This window comes from Nostoc sp. DedQUE02, assembly GCF_034531035.1.
In the GTDB taxonomy this organism is placed as follows: Bacteria; Cyanobacteriota; Cyanobacteriia; order Cyanobacteriales; family Nostocaceae; genus Nostoc.
The window spans coordinates 130,146-147,135 of record NZ_JAVRBY020000005.1 but is presented as its reverse complement, the minus strand read 5'-3'; the positions used below and the strand labels follow the sequence as shown (position 1 = coordinate 147,135).

11 protein-coding genes and 1 tRNA gene are annotated in these 16,990 nt (G+C 42.8%); 7 read left to right on the top strand and 5 right to left on the bottom strand.

The genetic code is table 11. The annotated features are described in order from the left end of the window. The first annotated feature begins 118 nt into the window (after window positions 1–118). From RMX98_RS07280 to RMX98_RS07270, 3 genes are all read left to right on the top strand, one after another. The gene (locus RMX98_RS07280) at window positions 119–886 is read left to right on the top strand and encodes a hypothetical protein (RefSeq protein WP_322677290.1); all 768 of its coding nucleotides are present in this window, start codon (window positions 119–121) and stop codon (window positions 884–886) included. Between the two features lie 379 nt (window positions 887–1,265). Continuing rightward, window positions 1,266–3,536, top strand: coding sequence for a transglycosylase domain-containing protein (locus tag RMX98_RS07275; RefSeq protein WP_322677289.1), 2,271 nt, complete (start codon window positions 1,266–1,268; stop codon window positions 3,534–3,536). Between the two features lie 317 nt (window positions 3,537–3,853). Then, window positions 3,854–4,219, top strand: a complete 366-nt coding sequence (locus RMX98_RS07270) for a four helix bundle protein (protein ID WP_322677288.1) — start codon at window positions 3,854–3,856, stop codon at window positions 4,217–4,219. Window positions 4,220–4,383: 164 nt separating this feature from the next. Here RMX98_RS07270 and RMX98_RS07265 read toward each other — a convergent pair whose 3' ends face one another. Together RMX98_RS07265 and RMX98_RS07260 are read right to left on the bottom strand one after the other, a co-directional pair. Continuing rightward, window positions 4,384–5,820 (bottom strand): DUF4335 domain-containing protein, encoded by a 1,437-nt coding sequence (locus RMX98_RS07265; RefSeq protein WP_322677287.1) that lies wholly within the window; start codon window positions 5,818–5,820, stop codon window positions 4,384–4,386. Continuing rightward, window positions 5,817–6,443 carry a DUF3038 domain-containing protein gene (locus tag RMX98_RS07260; RefSeq protein ID WP_094350233.1) on the bottom strand — a complete coding sequence of 209 codons (627 nt, stop codon included), beginning with the start codon at window positions 6,441–6,443 and terminating at the stop codon, window positions 5,817–5,819. Before RMX98_RS07260 ends, RMX98_RS07265 begins: the two co-directional genes overlap by 4 nt. Before the next feature lie 568 nt (window positions 6,444–7,011). Here RMX98_RS07260 and RMX98_RS07255 point away from each other — a divergent pair. Together RMX98_RS07255 and RMX98_RS07250 are read left to right on the top strand one after the other, a co-directional pair. Further along, window positions 7,012–7,530: an adenine phosphoribosyltransferase gene (locus RMX98_RS07255; protein WP_251956046.1), complete on the top strand. Its 519-nt coding sequence runs from the start codon at window positions 7,012–7,014 to the stop codon at window positions 7,528–7,530. A gap of 120 nt (window positions 7,531–7,650) precedes the next feature. Further along, on the top strand, window positions 7,651–8,697 hold the full coding sequence (locus RMX98_RS07250; RefSeq protein WP_292841196.1) for an ABC transporter permease: 1,047 nt from the start codon (window positions 7,651–7,653) through the stop codon (window positions 8,695–8,697). A 321-nt stretch (window positions 8,698–9,018) separates the two neighbouring features. On the opposite strand, the gene RMX98_RS07245 is transcribed toward RMX98_RS07250, so the two are convergent. The 3 genes from RMX98_RS07245 to RMX98_RS07235 all read right to left on the bottom strand — a co-directional run bounded on the left by RMX98_RS07245 (window position 9,019) and on the right by RMX98_RS07235 (window position 13,905). Continuing rightward, window positions 9,019–9,089: transfer RNA gene (locus RMX98_RS07245), tRNA-Gly, on the bottom strand. Window positions 9,090–9,139: 50 nt separating this feature from the next. Then, window positions 9,140–10,303, bottom strand: coding sequence for a hypothetical protein (locus RMX98_RS07240; protein ID WP_409880743.1), 1,164 nt, complete (start codon window positions 10,301–10,303; stop codon window positions 9,140–9,142). Window positions 10,304–10,371: 68 nt separating this feature from the next. After that, window positions 10,372–13,905, bottom strand: coding sequence for a response regulator (locus RMX98_RS07235; protein WP_322677285.1), 3,534 nt, complete (start codon window positions 13,903–13,905; stop codon window positions 10,372–10,374). Between the two features lie 1,056 nt (window positions 13,906–14,961). On the opposite strand from RMX98_RS07235, the gene RMX98_RS07230 reads away from it, so the two are divergent. Next, complete coding sequence (locus RMX98_RS07230; RefSeq protein ID WP_322677284.1) at window positions 14,962–15,567, top strand: GNAT family N-acetyltransferase; 606 nt, start codon at window positions 14,962–14,964, stop codon at window positions 15,565–15,567. An 868-nt stretch (window positions 15,568–16,435) separates the two neighbouring features. Then, a complete protein-coding gene (locus RMX98_RS07225) occupies window positions 16,436–16,990 on the top strand; it encodes a hypothetical protein (RefSeq protein WP_322677283.1) in 555 nt (184 codons plus the stop codon).

Sequence of the window (16,990 nt, the reverse complement as noted above, 5' to 3'; positions counted from 1 at the left end):
TATTTGTTACCTGACACCAGTTTGTATAACTGGTGCAAGAGTTCAAGAAAGATGCACCGACGATCGCTGAAGGCAAACTAATATTCAGATTATGCCCCAGCTTTTAATTTAATTACCTGTGGTAGGAGTTTTTGGCGAACTCGAGCCTGGAGTACTAGGAGAGCTACCTGGGTCGATACTGCTGCCAGGAGTGCCAGGAGTGCCAGGTTGTTCAGGTGTGGTTGAGCTACCTGGTTCGGTAGTGCTGCCAGGAGTGCCAGGTTGTTCAGGTGTAGTTGACCTACCTGGTCCTGGAGTTAAGTTGCTAGGAGCGCCTTCAGGTGTAGTTGAGCTACCTGGTGCTGGAGCTGAGTCGCTAGGAGCGCCTTCAGGTGTAGTTGGACTACCTGGTGCTGGAGTTAAGTTGCTAGGACCGCCAGGTTGTTCAGGTGTGGTTGGGCTACCTGGTGCTGGAGTTAAGTTGCTAGGACCGCCAGGTGCTGGAGTGCTTTCGGGAGTGCCAGATCCAGATCCAGGTTGGGTGCTGCTTCCTGGTGCAGTTGTGCTATCAGGAGTGGTTGTGCCAGGCGTTGTGGTTTCTGCTGGTGTTGTAGTCCTACTAGGAGCGCTAGGGGTGAGTGCTGTGCCGCCAGGACAGCGTGAATTTAGCGGAAAATTCTCGCACAGAATTTTCATCCCTTCTGGCGACATCTTAATTTCCGCTGGTGCACTAGTGGAGTCGCTACTAGATTGGGCTATGGGGGATTTACTGGATTCAGCTACAGCAATATTAGTGGTAAATGCCAAAGATAAAGCTGTACCAATCAGGGTCAGAGATTTTCCCATCATTCTTGAAATTAACCTCAACAGAACACTCGCCTCATTAAAGCAGATAACTAAGATTTAGAAAATCTTCCTAAATGAAGATATTTAGGTTTGTTTCAGAATGTGTGGATATGTAAAATTGGTAAAAATTAAATCAGTTGTTTATTAGTAATTAGTATTTAAAAAGACAAAATAAAAAATTATGGTTGTAGTTATAAAACTAGTAATACTAGATTATATAAGTCTTTGAGAATGAAAACAAATTTGCTATTCTATAAACTAAGTGACTAAAATTACAAATTATTGTTCATCGTAATATAAATTTAAGTATAAATTAGCTCAAAAAAGTTACGTATAGCTAATTTATGCTTTGGCTTATGAGTAAAATGATGAAAGACTAACATCTAAAATTGATTGTAATTCGCCCGATTTTTCACTAAAAACTGTGATGTGAATAGCCGATGAGTTCTCCCCAACCGCCTCACAAGCCACAAACGTTACTAGGTCAACTGACTCAAGCAGTACACACGATTCAAGCTAGGGTCGATTTTTCTAAATTGGCGCTCAAGCCTAATGCCAAAGTACCGGAACTTTGGGTGCAGGATGCGGGGGCGGATAAAGCAGAGGTATATCCACTGTTGGGCGATCGCTATATTCTCGGTCGTAGCTCCAAATCCAGCGATATCGTCATCCGTAACCCTGTTGTCAGCCAAATTCACCTATCACTATCGCGAAATTCTACTCAGCGCACACCAGTTTTCACGATCAAAGACGAAAACTCTACCAATGGGATTTATCGTGGCAAGCGTCGTGTTACTTCTCTAGAACTGCGTCACGGCGATATTCTGACTCTAGGACCCCCAGAACTCGCCGCTTCTGTACGCTTGCAATATGTCGATCCACCAGCATGGTATGTCAAAGCTGCAACTTGGACAGCTTATGGTGTCGGTGGCGTCACTGCCCTGTTAACATTAGTCATTGGCGTTGAATGGCTGAAATTTAAAGTTAAACCTCTACCAACAGCGACACGCGCTCCAGTAGTTGTTTACGCCCGTGATGGAGCCACTCCCCTGAGAGAACCTCGGACTACCTCTCATGTAGACATGAAACGATTAGAGGAATTTGGTCCTTATTTGCCTGCGGCAGTAGTGGCTTCAGAAGATAGTCGTTATTACTGGCACTTTGGGGTTGATCCTCTGGGGATTTTACGAGCCGTGTTGATTAATAGCCGCACCGGAGATGTGCAACAAGGAGCTAGTACAGTAACCCAGCAAGTTGCCCGCAGTTTGTTCCGCGAGTACGTAGGCAGACAGGATACCCTTGGACGCAAATTACGCGAGGCAGTTGTCGCCCTAAAACTGGAAACCTTTTACAGCAAAGATGATATTTTGCTGATGTACTTAAATCGGGTTTTTTTGGGAGGAGATACCTCTGGCTTTGAGGATGCAGCCCGATATTACTTTGAGAAGCCAGCTAAAGAATTAACTTTGGCAGAAGCAGCCACATTAGTCGGAATTTTACCTGCTCCCAACGCCTTCGATTTTTGTGGCGATGGGCCAAATAAGCTAGAAGCGGCTGAATACCGGAATCGCGTGATTAAGCGATTGCTGGAGATGGGCAAAATTAAACCAGAGGATGCCAACCGAGCTAGACGTTCCACTGTTCAAATTAGTCCTAAAGTCTGCGAACAGCAAGCTAAAACGATCGCACCTTATTTTTACAGTTACGTCTTCTCTGAACTAGAATCAATTTTGGGGGAGGGAGCTGCAAAAGAGGGAAACTATATCATTGAAACCAAGCTCGATCCAGCCATACAAAGACAAGCAGAAGCAGCATTGAGCAATTCGGTTAACAACTCTGGTAGAAATTTTAATTTTTCTCAAGGGGCACTAGTCACTCTTGATTCTAGTACAGGCAGTATCCTGGCAATGGTGGGCGGGACTGATTACAAAAAAAGTCAGTTCAATCGTGCTGTTCAAGCCAAAAGACAGCCAGGTTCCACCTTCAAAATCTTTGCTTACACTGCCGCTATTCAACAGGGAATTTCACCATCCAACAGTTATTCTTGCGCCCCTTTAACTTGGCAAGGCTTTACTTATAAACCCTGTCGTGCGGGTGCTGACACTAGTTTAGATATTGCCACCGGGCTAGCGCTTTCAGAAAATCCCATCGCCTTGCGAGTTGCCAGACAAGTCGGGCTGGATAAAGTTGTGGCAATGGCGCGACGTTTGGGGATAAAATCAAACCTCGATCCGGTTCCCGGTTTGGTACTGGGTCAAAGCGTTGTCAATGTTTTGGAAATGACTGGTGCTTTTGGCGCTATTGGTAATCGCGGTGTGTCAAATCCTCCCCATGCCATTAACCGAATTTTGGATAGTGGTGATTGCAGCGATCGCAATGATATCAAAACCTGTCGTGTAATCTACTCCTTCGACCAAGATCCAGCTGCTAACAAACGAGTGCTGACAAATGGTGTCGCCGATGAGATGACTAGTTTGATGCGCGGTGTAATCGCAAGAGGTACTGGTCGTAGTGCTGCTATTGGACTAGGGGAAGCTGGTAAAACTGGCACCACTGATAAAAACGTTGACTTATGGTTTATTGGTTTTATCCCCAGTCAGCGACTTGTAACTGGTGTCTGGCTGGGAAACGACAATAATTCCCCGACATCTGGCAGCAGCGCTCAAGCAGCTCAGTTGTGGGGAAATTATATGCGGAGAATTACAAGGTAAAGGGGCATTGGGCATTTGTACTGAGTTTCGACACAACGACTCCCTTCGACTCCGTTCAGGGCAAGCCGCTCAGTGCATCGCTACGCGGTAATCGAGCGACTTGCACTGAGTTTCGACTACGCTCAACTACCGCGCAGTTGTTGTGAGTCGAGATTCAATTACCGCGAAGCCGTTGGCGTGGTCACTGAATCTCGACTTCGCTCGATTTCCGCGAAGTCGTTCGCGGAGCGTCTCGTAGAGAAGTGCAGCCTCTCTAAGAGTTGTATTGGGCATTGAGAATTGGGAACTACTGATCATTTATTGATCAATGGGCTTTTGTGAGAAGACTTGATTTTGAGGACTTAGAAGTTTATCAACATTCTGAAAAGCTTGCTAATGAAATTTGGCATATTGTTCAAGGATGGGACAATTTCACTAAAGATACACTGGGTAAGCAAATTGCTCGATCTGCTGATAGTATTTGTGCGAATATTGCAGAAGGTAGAGGTAGGTACAACGACCAAGACAATCGACGTTTTGTCAAGATTGCCAGAGGGTCTTTGTATGAAACTATCAGTCGGTTGAGGTTAGCCTACGCCAGACAATTATTGGTAAATGAACAGGTAAACAAATTCAAACCAATTCTTGATGAACTATTACCCAAGTTCAATCCTTATCTAAAATCCATAGGGAATAGGGAATAGGGAACTTGTACTGAGCACAGTCGAAGTATAGGGCATGGGGAATAGGAAATTCAAACTTGATTCTTTCCAATCCCCAATCCCCACTTGCCTTGAGAGAAGCCTTACCCCTCCGGGGAAGCAAGCTACGCGTAGCATCTCGCAGAGAAGGGATACCCAATCCCCAATTATTGTTGATATCCCTGCCAAGGAATGACTTCCAACGTGCCACTAGGCTTAAATATTACTTGGAAGTGAGCCAGAGGTTCTTTAGCATTGGGAGCAGCTACATTAGAACCATAGATAGCGTTAAACATCTTGGGAAGAGGTGTTTCCCGGAAATAGTCAAAGGCTACTTGATTAAGTGGTTCATAGTCAGCAATTACACCATCTTTGTTGACCGCTACCCGATATTTCAAATCTCGCGTAAAGGTGGGAGTACCACTCCAGTTTTGGCGAACTGTATTATAAAGCTTTTGATTTAAACCTTTAGTTATATTAGAGTCAGTAATTTTTGCACCGACTACTTCTGGTGTCCTAGCATATCCGCGCCAAGGGCTAACTTGCAGCACACCATTTGTAGTAAACACTATTCGGAATTGGGCGATTGGTTCATTGGAAATGGGAGGGCGGTTAGCAGGATTATAAAGTAGGTTGGGCAGAGGAGTTTGCCCGACTTGTTGATTTGCCTCTTTATTCACTGCTTTATAACCAACGATCGCTCCATCGGCAGCTACACCTAAACGATAGATCAAATCCTGTTGCAATCCTGAACGCTTAGTCCAAGCTGGATGAACTTGGTTATACACTTGACGATTCAATGCACGCAACTGAGATGGATCGGTAATTTCTGGAACTGTATTTAAAAGTGCTTCTAAATCTTTAACTGCTGGCTTTGTAGTAGCTGCGGGTGTTGGTGTGGGTGTTGCAGCAGCAATGGGTGTTGCTGCTGCTGATGCTGGAGATGTGAGGGCCTTTGTTGTAGAGCTAGTTTGCTCATCCGTCTTAGGCTGCGGTGGACGAATTTGGGGAGGTGGAATCAGGTTAAATGCGATCGCTGCTACTGCTAAACTTGATACTCCCACAGCAGCAGGAACAGCCTGCTTGATCAAAGCCTGACTAGCGCCGCCATAGCGTCTAGTAACTGGTTGTAGTTCTAAGGATAATTCTGGTAAAGTCTGGCTATCAGCAAAAAACTGATCTACTGCTTCTACTAAATCAAACAACTGCACCGTATTCAAATCTATTTCAATCGGTGGGCGTTTGGAATTGTGAGAATGAGACTCGAATCCTTCTGGAGCACCTTCTGAATGTATGATTAACCTGTGTCGGTTGCTGTCAATTTTCTGAAACTCTACTAGCTCCGATTCCTGATTGTGTGCTTGCGGATTGGGTACATTACTCAAAAATTCTTGGGCATAGCCACTAACAGCCCTTACCAAACTTTCAAAAAATTCTCGTCCTCCTGTTAGAGGTTGATTATAACCAGATAAATAGCATTCTGCATTTACCAATATTGACAATTCCGGGCGCATTTCTTGGAACTGTGCAGCCCTAGTAACATCACTTAACCCTTCTAAAAGAAGTGTACAATTAGGTAGACTGTACTTACGTTGAATATTCATTCCACTTCACCGTCAAAAAGACTAATCCAGAACCTCTGCATTCCAGCAGTACCAGTACAAAATAGTAATTGTCCTAACAAATTTATCGCTAACGCATCTAATTTTTCATCAGAAGTTAATGCTAGTACACCTGAACGCCGAGCATTCATCCGGCTTTTAAAATGCGCTCTAAATCGCTCTAGGTAATTAGATAGCCGCAAATTCTGTTCTAATGGAATCTGCTTCTCTTCCATTTGTTGACATATCATTAATAACTGGCGGATAACAACAGTTAAACGCCGTGCTATATAGCAAGCAATGACCACCAAAGCTTTGGCTTCCATAATAGTTAAGGGACGGCGCATATGCGCTCTTCGTAGCGGGTTAGAGCTACGCATCCGCCATAGATTCACCCTGTCTTTAACAATTCCTTTGAGATCCAACTCTTGAGCAAAAGCCAAGATTGCTTCTGAACCACCAAGCTCTAAAGCTTCAATTGCCAATAAAATCAGGTCAATTTGCAGCCTGGTTCTTCGAGGACACGTTTTGGAAGCGATCGCAGGATCTGGTAAAGTGTCCAGAATCATCGGCAGTGAGTCTTGGGTTGGACTGTTGAACGGCGTTAAACTTGCTGAAACATTCATTCTATAAATACCTTATGCGGTTCCAACAGACTAGATAAAACAAATTTAAGATCGGTAGTCAAGACTTGAGCGTTAGACTTCTAGCAGTAGCATGACTACCTGATATATACATTACTTAACTCTTTCTACTCAAAGTTTTCCCTATATTTAAATCAAAATTTTAAAACATAACTAAATTCACCTCATTTATTTAGTGCGATACCTTTTCTAGCTTGGTTTAGATTCTAATTATCGTCAATGAAGGGTGAAGCTTCAGCCTCGACTTCCACTTGACCCCCAGCGTATGACATTATAGTGTACGATTTTTCAGGTATCTGAAATTGGTCATGGGGCAGTTGTACTGAGTTTCGACTACGCGGTAATCGAGCGACTTGCACTGAGTTTCGACTACGCGGTAATCGAGCGAAGTCGAGATTCAACTATCGCGCAGTCGAAGTGAGTCGAGATTCAACTACCGCATAGTCGTTGGCGCAGCCTCTCGTAGAGAAGTATTAGGCATTGCTTATTAATTTATCTCCTTCATTCCCCATACCCTATTCCCCATTCCCTACTCCCCATTTCCCCTTTTATGGATTTAAAGTCTCTCGTTCGTGACATCCCAGATTTCCCGAAACCCGGAATTTTATTTCGGGATATTACTACGTTGCTGCGCGATCCAGAGGGACTGCGCTACACTATTGACTTTTTAACACAAAAATGCAATGAAGCTGAAATAACTGTGGATTATGTCATAGGTATAGAGTCAAGGGGATTTATTTTTGGCTCACCTCTGGCTTATAAATTAGGAGCTGGTTTTATTCCCGTCCGCAAAAGAGGGAAGTTACCAGCAGCCATTCACTCAATTGAATATGAACTAGAGTATGGTACAGACTGCTTAGAAGTACATCAAGACGCTTTACACCAAGGTAGCCGAGTTTTAATTGTGGACGATTTAATTGCCACAGGTGGAACTGCCAGTGCCACAGCAAAGTTGGTGCAGAAAATTGGCTGCGAACTAGTAGGGTTTGGGTTTATTATCGAACTACGGGATTTACAAGGGCGTACATATTTGCCGGACGTGCCGATTATTTCTTTAATTGAATATTAGTCATTAGTCATTAGTTATTAGTCGTTAGTTATTGGTCAGTAGAAAAACAACTGACAAATAACAAATGATGAAAGACAAAGGACAAAGGACAAATGACAAAAGACAAAGGACAAAAGATAAATGACATCTACGAAAATTTCCTTGGAGACAGGTCGGGATTGGCTAATCAGGCTAGTCACGAGCGAAACTTTTGTTTATGTGGGAAAGCGGCTATTGCAAGCACTGCTGACTTTATTGTTGGCGTCAGCGCTGTCGTTTTTTATCATTCAACTCGCTCCCGGTGATTATGTAGACACGCTACGACAAAATCCGAAGATATCTCCAGAAAGAATAGAGGAAATCAAACGGCAGTTTGGTCTGGATAAGTCTTGGCCAGAGCAATTTTGGCTGTGGCTATGGCGAATCTTGACCAAAGGGGATTTTGGCACGAGTTTTATTTATCAACGTTCAGTGGCATCACTGTTGTGGGAACGTGTACCGGCAACTTTGTTATTAGCGATCGCATCTTTAATTGTCACATGGGCGATCGCTATCCCTCTAGGGATCTTTGCCGCCGTTAAACAAAATAAGCCAGCAGACCGCATTCTACAGGTGATTAGTTACGCCGGACAAGGCTTTCCCAGTTTCATCACCGCCTTAGCCCTGCTGGTTCTAGCCCAAATCACCTCGCCACTATTCCCAGTGGGTAGTATGACTAGCATCAATCACTCGGAACTGTCGTGGTTTGGCAGAATCTTAGATATAGGCTGGCACATGATCTTACCCACGATCGCACTCTCAATTACTAGTTTTGCTGGTTTGCAACGCATCACTCGTGGCGAATTATTGGATGTGCTGCGTCAAGATTACATCCAAACGGCTCGTGCCAAAGGTCTACCAGAAAACCGCGTCATCTACGTTCATGCACTCCGCAACGCCATAAATCCCTTAATTACCTTATTGGGTTTTGAATTAGCCGGTTTATTAAATGGTGCCTTCATCGCCGAATTTTTCTTCAACTGGCCCGGTTTAGGGAGATTGGCTTTACAGGCTTTACAAGCTCAAGATTTATACTTATTAATGGCAAGCTTGTTAATGGGCGCAGTACTGCTGATTGTTGGCAATTTAATCGCCGACTTAATGCTCAAAGCAGCCGATCCACGCATTCGCCTAGAAAATCTTAATTAGCAAGCAATTCTAAATTCAAAAATCGAGACGCATTGGCTAATTTTTATGGTACTGACTTGTGATAGATGGGAATTTATACCTTACCCATAACGCAACAATTTCTAGATGTGGAAGACTCTGGCCCGATGCTAAAAATACTCGCTAACACTACACTATAGGTTTAATTAGGGAGTTCCAAAAAATAAATTATCCCAAACTGCTTGTACATTAGTAGCGTCTATCTGTGCGCCACTAATGTACACTTTCAAACTGCTGTTTAACTAGTTATTTTACCAAGGTTTAGACTTGCTTATTACACTAGTGTATTTGAGAGTTTTTCTAAGCGGGCGGCGGGAATCGAACCCGCATTAATAGCTTGGAAGGCTATAGTTTTACCACTAAACTACGCCCGCAAATTTCCAACCCTATAAACCTAACACAGTTTCTGCAAAAATTCAAGTATTTAGTTTGAATTGGCAAGTTGGATTTTTATCTTGACATACAGATTGCTCAATTCTGGTTTTGTACCATCGTTATTGTGGGCAGCAAGAAAGTTTTCTGTTTTAAAAACTTCATTGAGGACTTTCTCGTATGTGCTTTTTTCACTTCCCAGTGTTGCTGGTTCTATTTCTAGAACTACAGCCTGTTTAAAATTACCATTGTTATCAATTATTAAGCTAGCTAAGAGCTGCGCTGGTTCAAGCCCAGAATTCTGGACAAGAAAACTTGAGTCTAACTGTTTTGTATTGCTTCCTTTATATAAAGCGATAACGTCGGGTAAAGCATCTTGTCGAAATCCTCTTGATTGTATCAAGCTAATCACTTCATCTCTAGATAAAGGAGCTACTACTGCTACCGATGCTCCTCCAGTAGGAGCTGGTGTAGTCTCTCTACTCGGAGTTGGCGGAGTTTCTCTGTTTTCAGGTTCCGAAACTGGTGGATTTGATGGAAAACTCGTTGGTAGTGGCGTTCCCTCTCCCAAGTTGAGGGGTGGACGGGGGCTCCAAGGTAGATTACCGACAGGAACTGTAGATGTTGGTGTTGGTGTTGGTCTGGTTGTAGATGTTGATGTTGGTCTGGTTGTAGATGTGGGTGTTGGTCTGGTTGTAGATGTGGGTGTCGGTCTGGTTGTCGGTCTGGTTGTAGATGTGGGTGTCGGTCTGGGTGTAGATGTGGGTGTTGGTCTGGGTGTAGGAACTCTCTGTTGTTTAAAGGGTTGGCTATTAGATTTAGAGACATAAATTCGCCTTTTCTGTTGGGGATAATCCGCAGAATTTATTGCATCAAAATCCTGATTTCTGGGCGTAGTTCGTTCTGTTTGTAGTGAACGTGTTGCTACAGACTTTTGAGTTGAAGATAGTGGCTTTGACGAAACTGTTTTGGCTGTTGAATTTGATTTGATTATTGATTTTGTAGGAGCAATGTTTATCAATTCAATGGGAACAGCAGATTGATTTTGCTGGGGAAACCACAGGCTAAATGCATTAGTTGAGCGCATTAGCCAGAACACCAGCAAGTGCAGAGAGACTGAACCTACAACGACAGAAATCCACAAACCTGGTGGATCAGTGTGTCGTCTCCAGACCTTAGCTGGAATTGGAGTTTTGTCTGCAACCGATGGTGTCATATTATATAAACTGGATATGATTAGGCACTGTTACTCATTGGTAATGCTTGAAAATACCAGTCTAAATTTTAGCGATTAACCATTACCTCTGGTGTAACAGCAAAAGTCAAAACTGTTTCGTCTACTCCTTTGAGTTCTAGTGGACTACCTTTAGTAATTTCTTCTTCTTGCAAATAATCTGCCACGGCAGCAGAAACCAGGATTGTACCGGGAACGGCAGCAGCTTGCAACCTTGCAGCAATATTCACACTTGGGCCAATGGCAGTATAATCGGCACGTTCAGCGCTACCAAACATCCCTACAACAGCAGTACCTTGGTGAATACCACATCGAAACTGGACGTTAGTAAGTCTGTCACCATCGAATACACCTTGGTTTCGCCAGCGCTGATTCAAGTCCGCCAATGAGCGGTGCATTGCTCTGGCTGTATTGATGGCACGACGCACTTGTTCATTGGGGGTTAGCTCTTCCGGCGCTCCGTATAAAGCTAAGATAGCATCTCCCATAAATTTATCTACAGTGCCGCCATTGCCAAATACAACCTTGGTCATAGCTTCTAAATATTCATTTAGCAATTCTGCGACTCGTCGGGATCTGAGAGTATTTGATAGCTGTGTAAAACCCACGATGTCACTAAACAAAACTGTAATTAAGCGTGGTTCTGGGCGCAAATCTAACGTTAAATTTCCGGTTGCAGCTTTTTGCACCAATCCAGCAGGCAAAAAGCGCTTTAGCACCGATTCTGTTAGATAAGTATTTAACTCCACAATTCGCCGTTCATTTTCTTTCAATGCCAAAAGATTCCGAACTTCCGCCAAAAGTTCCCGATCATTAAATGGTTTTGCTAAATAAGCATCAGCGCCATGTTCTGTACCTTCGATGCGGGTTTCCTCGTCAACTTTTGCTGTCAGCAGAATGATTGGTATTCCTTTCAACTTCTCCTCATTGCGGATCAGCTGAATCATTTCAAGTCCGCTTACCAAGGGCATCATTAAGTCAGTCACAATCAAGCTGGGTATAATTTCCTTAGCTCTACTGTGCCCTTCAGAACCGTTGCGAGCTGTTTGCACATGATAGCCGTTGCGGCGGAAAATCTCAGATACATAGGTTCGCAAATCTGGATTGTCATCTACAACTAAAATTGAGTGCTGAGTTTTAAGTGCTGAGTCTTGATTATCAATACTGGGGGAGGAGTTTATTGTAATATCTTCAATATTGTCTGTTGTTGACTCTATCAGTTCTAAATCAGCCAATTCTACGCTAGCACGGCTCGTATTAAGTTCGGTGGGCGTTTCTAGTACTTGTTGTGCGGGTAAATGAGCATTTCCAGTCACAAGCCATAAACTAAAAGTAGTGCCTTGACCGTAAACTGATTCTACAGTGACTTGACCACCATGTAATTCGACCAATTCTTTAACTAAAGCTAAACCCAAACCACTGCCTTCATAGGAGCGGTTTGCTGAACCTTCAGCTTGGCGGAAGCGCTCAAATAGGTGAGGAATTTGTTCTTTAACAATGCCAATTCCAGTATCTTGTACTTGTAATATGCAGCGATCGCGCTCAGATTTTAGTCTGACACTGATCGTCCCACCTTCGGAAGTAAATTTCATGGCATTTGACAGGAGGTTATAAACCACCTTGTCAAATTTTTCCATGTCCAAGTACACGGTAGAACATTCATCTAACTGGGTAATGAGATGGAGTCTCTTTTTCTCACAGTAGGGACGAAAAGATTCCACTATTTGGCTGACAAATTCCACTAAATCGCAGGGATGGAAGCTAGGCTGCATTCTCCCCGCATTCAGGCGTTGTAAATCCAAGAGTTGATTTACCAGTCGCAGCAGGCGGCGGGAGTTACGCAGGGCGATCGCACTTTGAGAGTAAGATAATCCTTCGCCAGCCGCTACCGCCGACTCTAAAGGCCCTTGAATCAAGGTAATCGGTGTGCGAAACTCATGGGAAATATTTTGAAAAAATTCGGTTTTTTGTTTGTCTAATTCCAGTAAGCGTTCAGCTTGTTGGCGAGTTTTTTGATATAAGTGTGACTGCTGCACAGCGATCGCGGCTTGAGCTGCTACTGCTTTCGCCAAATCGATATCAGATGGCAGCCATTGGCGTACTTTTTTACCTTCATGTAACGTAATACTACCGATGCATTTACCATCAGCTAATAATGGTACAAACATTAGCGATCGCGCTGGCATTTTTAAAGGCAAATCAAAACCCCGCACATCTGAGGGAGAATGGCTCACATTACCAATTACCACAGGTTCATGTGTCTGTAGCATTTGTTGGAGGATGGGATTCTCCTGGATAGATGCTTGAGAATAGGGTAATCTCTGAGTTGATAGGTGATTATTGTCTGGGGCTAGCGATGCCTGGATTGGGCTGTGCCTACGTAGATTTTCTGAATGTTGAAAACTGTCATACAAGGCTACACACTCGACAAACTCATCTTCCTCTGTCCACAAAGACAGGACACAGCCATCGACTTGTAAAGCTTGTCCCAATTGCTGGGTGATCGCCGCAAAGATATCTTGGGGATCTAAGCTAGAGCGAATCGCGCTAGTAATCGTATTAATTAGGGCTTCTCGCTTGGCAAGGGCACGTACTTGTTCGTAAGCATAAGCTTGAGACAAAGCTAAGGCTGCCTGATCCGCTACCATCAACACTAACTGCACCTCATCCTCGCCCCAAAAGCGAGGCAGAGAACACTGGTGTAGTGCTAGCACTGCCATCAGTTCTTGTTGGCAGATCAAGGGCACAACTAAACTAGAACAAATGTTAGCAGCAGCAAAAGCTGCCTCACGTTCGCGCAGTTCAGGAGTATTACCGTGAATGCGCTCATCATCGATCGCATCGTGAATCACCTGGACTTCGCGAGTTTCCCATACCGTCTGAGCCAAAAGAGACAGAGAAGGAGAGGAGATGGGGAGTAGAGGAGAAAGACTTACTCCAACTTCCCCTGTAGTGCTATGCTCAAGGGCTTCTTCAGAAAGAGGCTTTTGATAAATAAATCCTTTATCCGCTAACTGCTCGTCTTGGAAGGGACGCAACAGACAGACATCCACCTCCAACATGTGACCGACTGTATCTACAATCGCTTGCAAAATTTGTCTGTAGTCTAAAGCACTGCGAATCGTATTTGTAACGGTATTCAGCAGCGATTCTTGACGGAGTGTGCGGGTAAGTTCGCGGGTTCTGGCTTTGAGAACATTGTGGGTATCCAAAGCTTGGCGTACCACTGCTTTGAGTTCCTCCGCTTCCCACGGTTTGGTTACATATTTAAATACCTTGCCAGCATTGATTGCTTCCACCAGGTCTTCGACATCGGTGTAGCCAGTTAAAATAATCCGGATAATATCTGGATATTGAGTTGCTGTCAGGCTCAAAAATTCTGTACCGCTCATCATCGGCATCCGCTGATCGGAGATGATCACCGCGACCTCTCCCTCTTGAGCCAGCAGATCGAGTGCCGCAGGGCCAGAGTTTGCCCTTAGCACCTTATAGTCGCGATAAAAAGTGCGGTAAAGCAAGTCAAGGTTGTCTGGTTCATCATCGACAACCAAAATTTTAGGCTTACTGTTTGCTTGGGATTTCATGCACCGCTTTCCTGCTGCAACGGCAGTCGGATAAAGAATAATCTGATCAGGTAAGGATTTTTCTGAGTCAGGTAAGAGCAGAGCATTTCGACCAATAAGGCTGTTTGGCTACATGACTGCTGAGTGTAGGAGCGTTTGCTCAGAGTAATTCGTCTCAATGGTTTGTGCCGATTACCGTTTGCTTTGGTGCAGTGTAATTGCTTTCATAGTCTGATTTAGTGTTACAGAGTCGATGCTTGCTTGCCAAATCTTCTTTCACCTCCTGTGAGCACTGTCTGATAGCACATACAGCGCTCATAGCTAGCTGAAATATCCAGATGAAGCTGCATATTAAGTTTTCCCTTTGCAGCAGTTGTACTAACACTTGCAGGTAAATTTTATTTATGGTAGTCATGGTAGAGTCAGCAAATTAAAACAATAATATTTAAAGCCAAAGTATACTATTAGACAAATACCTCTTTCTAATTTAGCAATCAGAACTATGATTAAAGCAAGTGGTATTTGAAGAGAGTCAGAGATTAGGCATTAGGGAACTGTATAGATTCTTGTCCCAGTATATGTACAGCCTATTCATATAACTTAGTAGCAAAGTAGTGCCAGTGTAGCGGCAAATGCAAAAACAAGTTCAGTACTGCAACCAAGGGTGTTTTTAAACCAAAGTTTGTCAATGGTGTACTTACTTAACGATTTTGTAAATGCGATATAAGGACAAGTTATGCTATTTCTCTGCCCAATCACCCAAAGCTGTATAACTTTACAGATGTTTTTGTGTTAATCAGTCTGATATTCTGTCCACCGAAAACAAGGGATGCACCTGAACCTACTAAATTTAAGGTTATAGATTTATGAAGCTGTAACTCCTAAGACTTTTTCAAAAATGCAGGTTATAAAACCCCAAGCTAAAGTGTAAAACTTTGTTTGATCCACAAGCAAAAGCAAATTACCTATATGGGTCAGTTTAATCCCTTGGGCAGCAATTAAGTTTTCATTTAGTTAAAATGGTTTTTAGGATATTTAAGAAAATTTTCGTAGCATAAAATCAATACTAAACTAGCCTTGAAATATCGGTTTTTTTACCCATACCACCAACAGCCAATCGATCCAGCTTCCTACCAATTCCAAATTCGTGCGGCGACACCTGCTGATTTGATTGGTGTCGCCCAAATTATTACTGAAAGCTTTCACTCCCACAAAGGTATATGGGGATGGGCTTTTCCATTGCTACGTCTAGGTATTTACGAAGATTTAAGGCATCGAATGGCATCACCGACGCCTCGTCATGTTTGTTTAGTCGCCTTTGAAGCTACTACTGGTGAGACTAATAACCTATTAGGAAGTGTAGAACTGGGTGTACGTTATAGTGATTCCTGGAGTCAGGCTGGTGTAGGTTCTCCTTACTTATCTAATTTAGCGGTTCACCCAAAATACCGTAGACATGGTGTAGCTTCAGGATTACTTACTAGCTGTGAAAGAGTCTCTCGCGAGTGGGGATTTCAAGACTTATATCTCCATGTTTTAGAAAATAACCATCAAGCAAGACAGCTTTATTTCAAGCTAGGATATCGGGTGCATAAAGTCGAATCCAATTGGAATACATTTTTCCTAAGACGCTCAAGCCAGATGTTATTGCACAAGCACCTGAGTGCTGACTCTATTATCTGAACTTTTTTTAGGCAATTGTCAAGTAGATAAAATTTGTCATTCATAGCGGTAATGAAACTGAAATTAACCTAATTAAAAATTTAGTAGCTAATATTCGCTAAATATCTAGTACAGAAGGGCAGAGATTAAGGCACTATCTCAATTAAAACAAGGGGCTTAACTCTTGTAAAAGGTAGGCAAACTTTTGCTACAGTGTACTTATAACTCCTATTTAATTGTGTGAAAAAACTTAGGACAACTCTAAAAAGCTGATTCCTTACTTCCTGCCTATCGCGCTTGCGCTGCGCTTCACGCACCAAGCAAAGTAGTTCCAAAATCAAATCGGATTGCTATAGATAAAAAGTAAAACACATAAATTGACAAAGCGAGTAAATAGCTTCTGGTAATTCTTTTTAAAAAGAATATTTTATTTAGACTTCTTACGAAAATCTTGATTGATTATTGTAGAAAAATCGCTTTTTGGTAAAAACTTTTAATATTATAAAATGTTAAATTTTGCATTTTGGGATTTATCGTTAACAAATATCTTAAAGTATTAGATATAGATAAATAAATAGATTATAATGGCAACATACGCGAAAATACGCTTAACCAATCATTGATTCATCATAATAACTTTGTAATTAAGATATTCATCTTTATAAAAACTTTAAGAAAACACTCCTATAGTTTACAGACAAATCTAGTTATATCTCATAAAATATAATCACTCAATTACTGAAGCAACGCCTACCTATATATTGCTGTTTTAATTGACTTGACTAGAAAAATCTTGATAATAAAAAAATTCAAAAACCTGATTTGATATAACACCTATTTACGTTTTGAAGTGCATACTACAACCACATTCGTTGAAAGTTTAAAAAACATGGATAGCGAACAGCATCAACGCTATCAGACCTCTATGGTATCAACTTATTACCCTGAAACAAGTTTCCTTGATTCTCTTATCATGTCAGACGGAACTGAGCATTCGCAAGGCTCGGATATCCTTACACGTTTGCACAGTGGAGAAGTTTTAATCGTCAATAGTCGTAGGCGAAATGGATTAATACTCTTTAAACGCTACCATGCAGAGTTTGCTGGGCCTGGGGCTGCCGTGGGTGGGGATTACGATTGTGATTGCCAAAGGGCACTGCCTATAGGTAATCTGTCTTTATTAACCCCCGAATCTAATGAAGAACGCCAGAAAGCTTACTTGATTAGGCGACAGTGGATTCGATTAATCAAACAAATTACTGAAAACCCAGTGCCTGGGCAGCGTGTTCAGAAGATTCTCGATCAATTTGAACAATATTTTCCACCAGACGTAGTGGCGCTTTTGCCGGATGTTGCCTTTGCCCTTTTAGTGGGTGTGCTGCCACAAACAGTTGGAATAGTACGCCGTTTGGGCAGTGAAGTAAACAGCAGGTTTAATTACTGA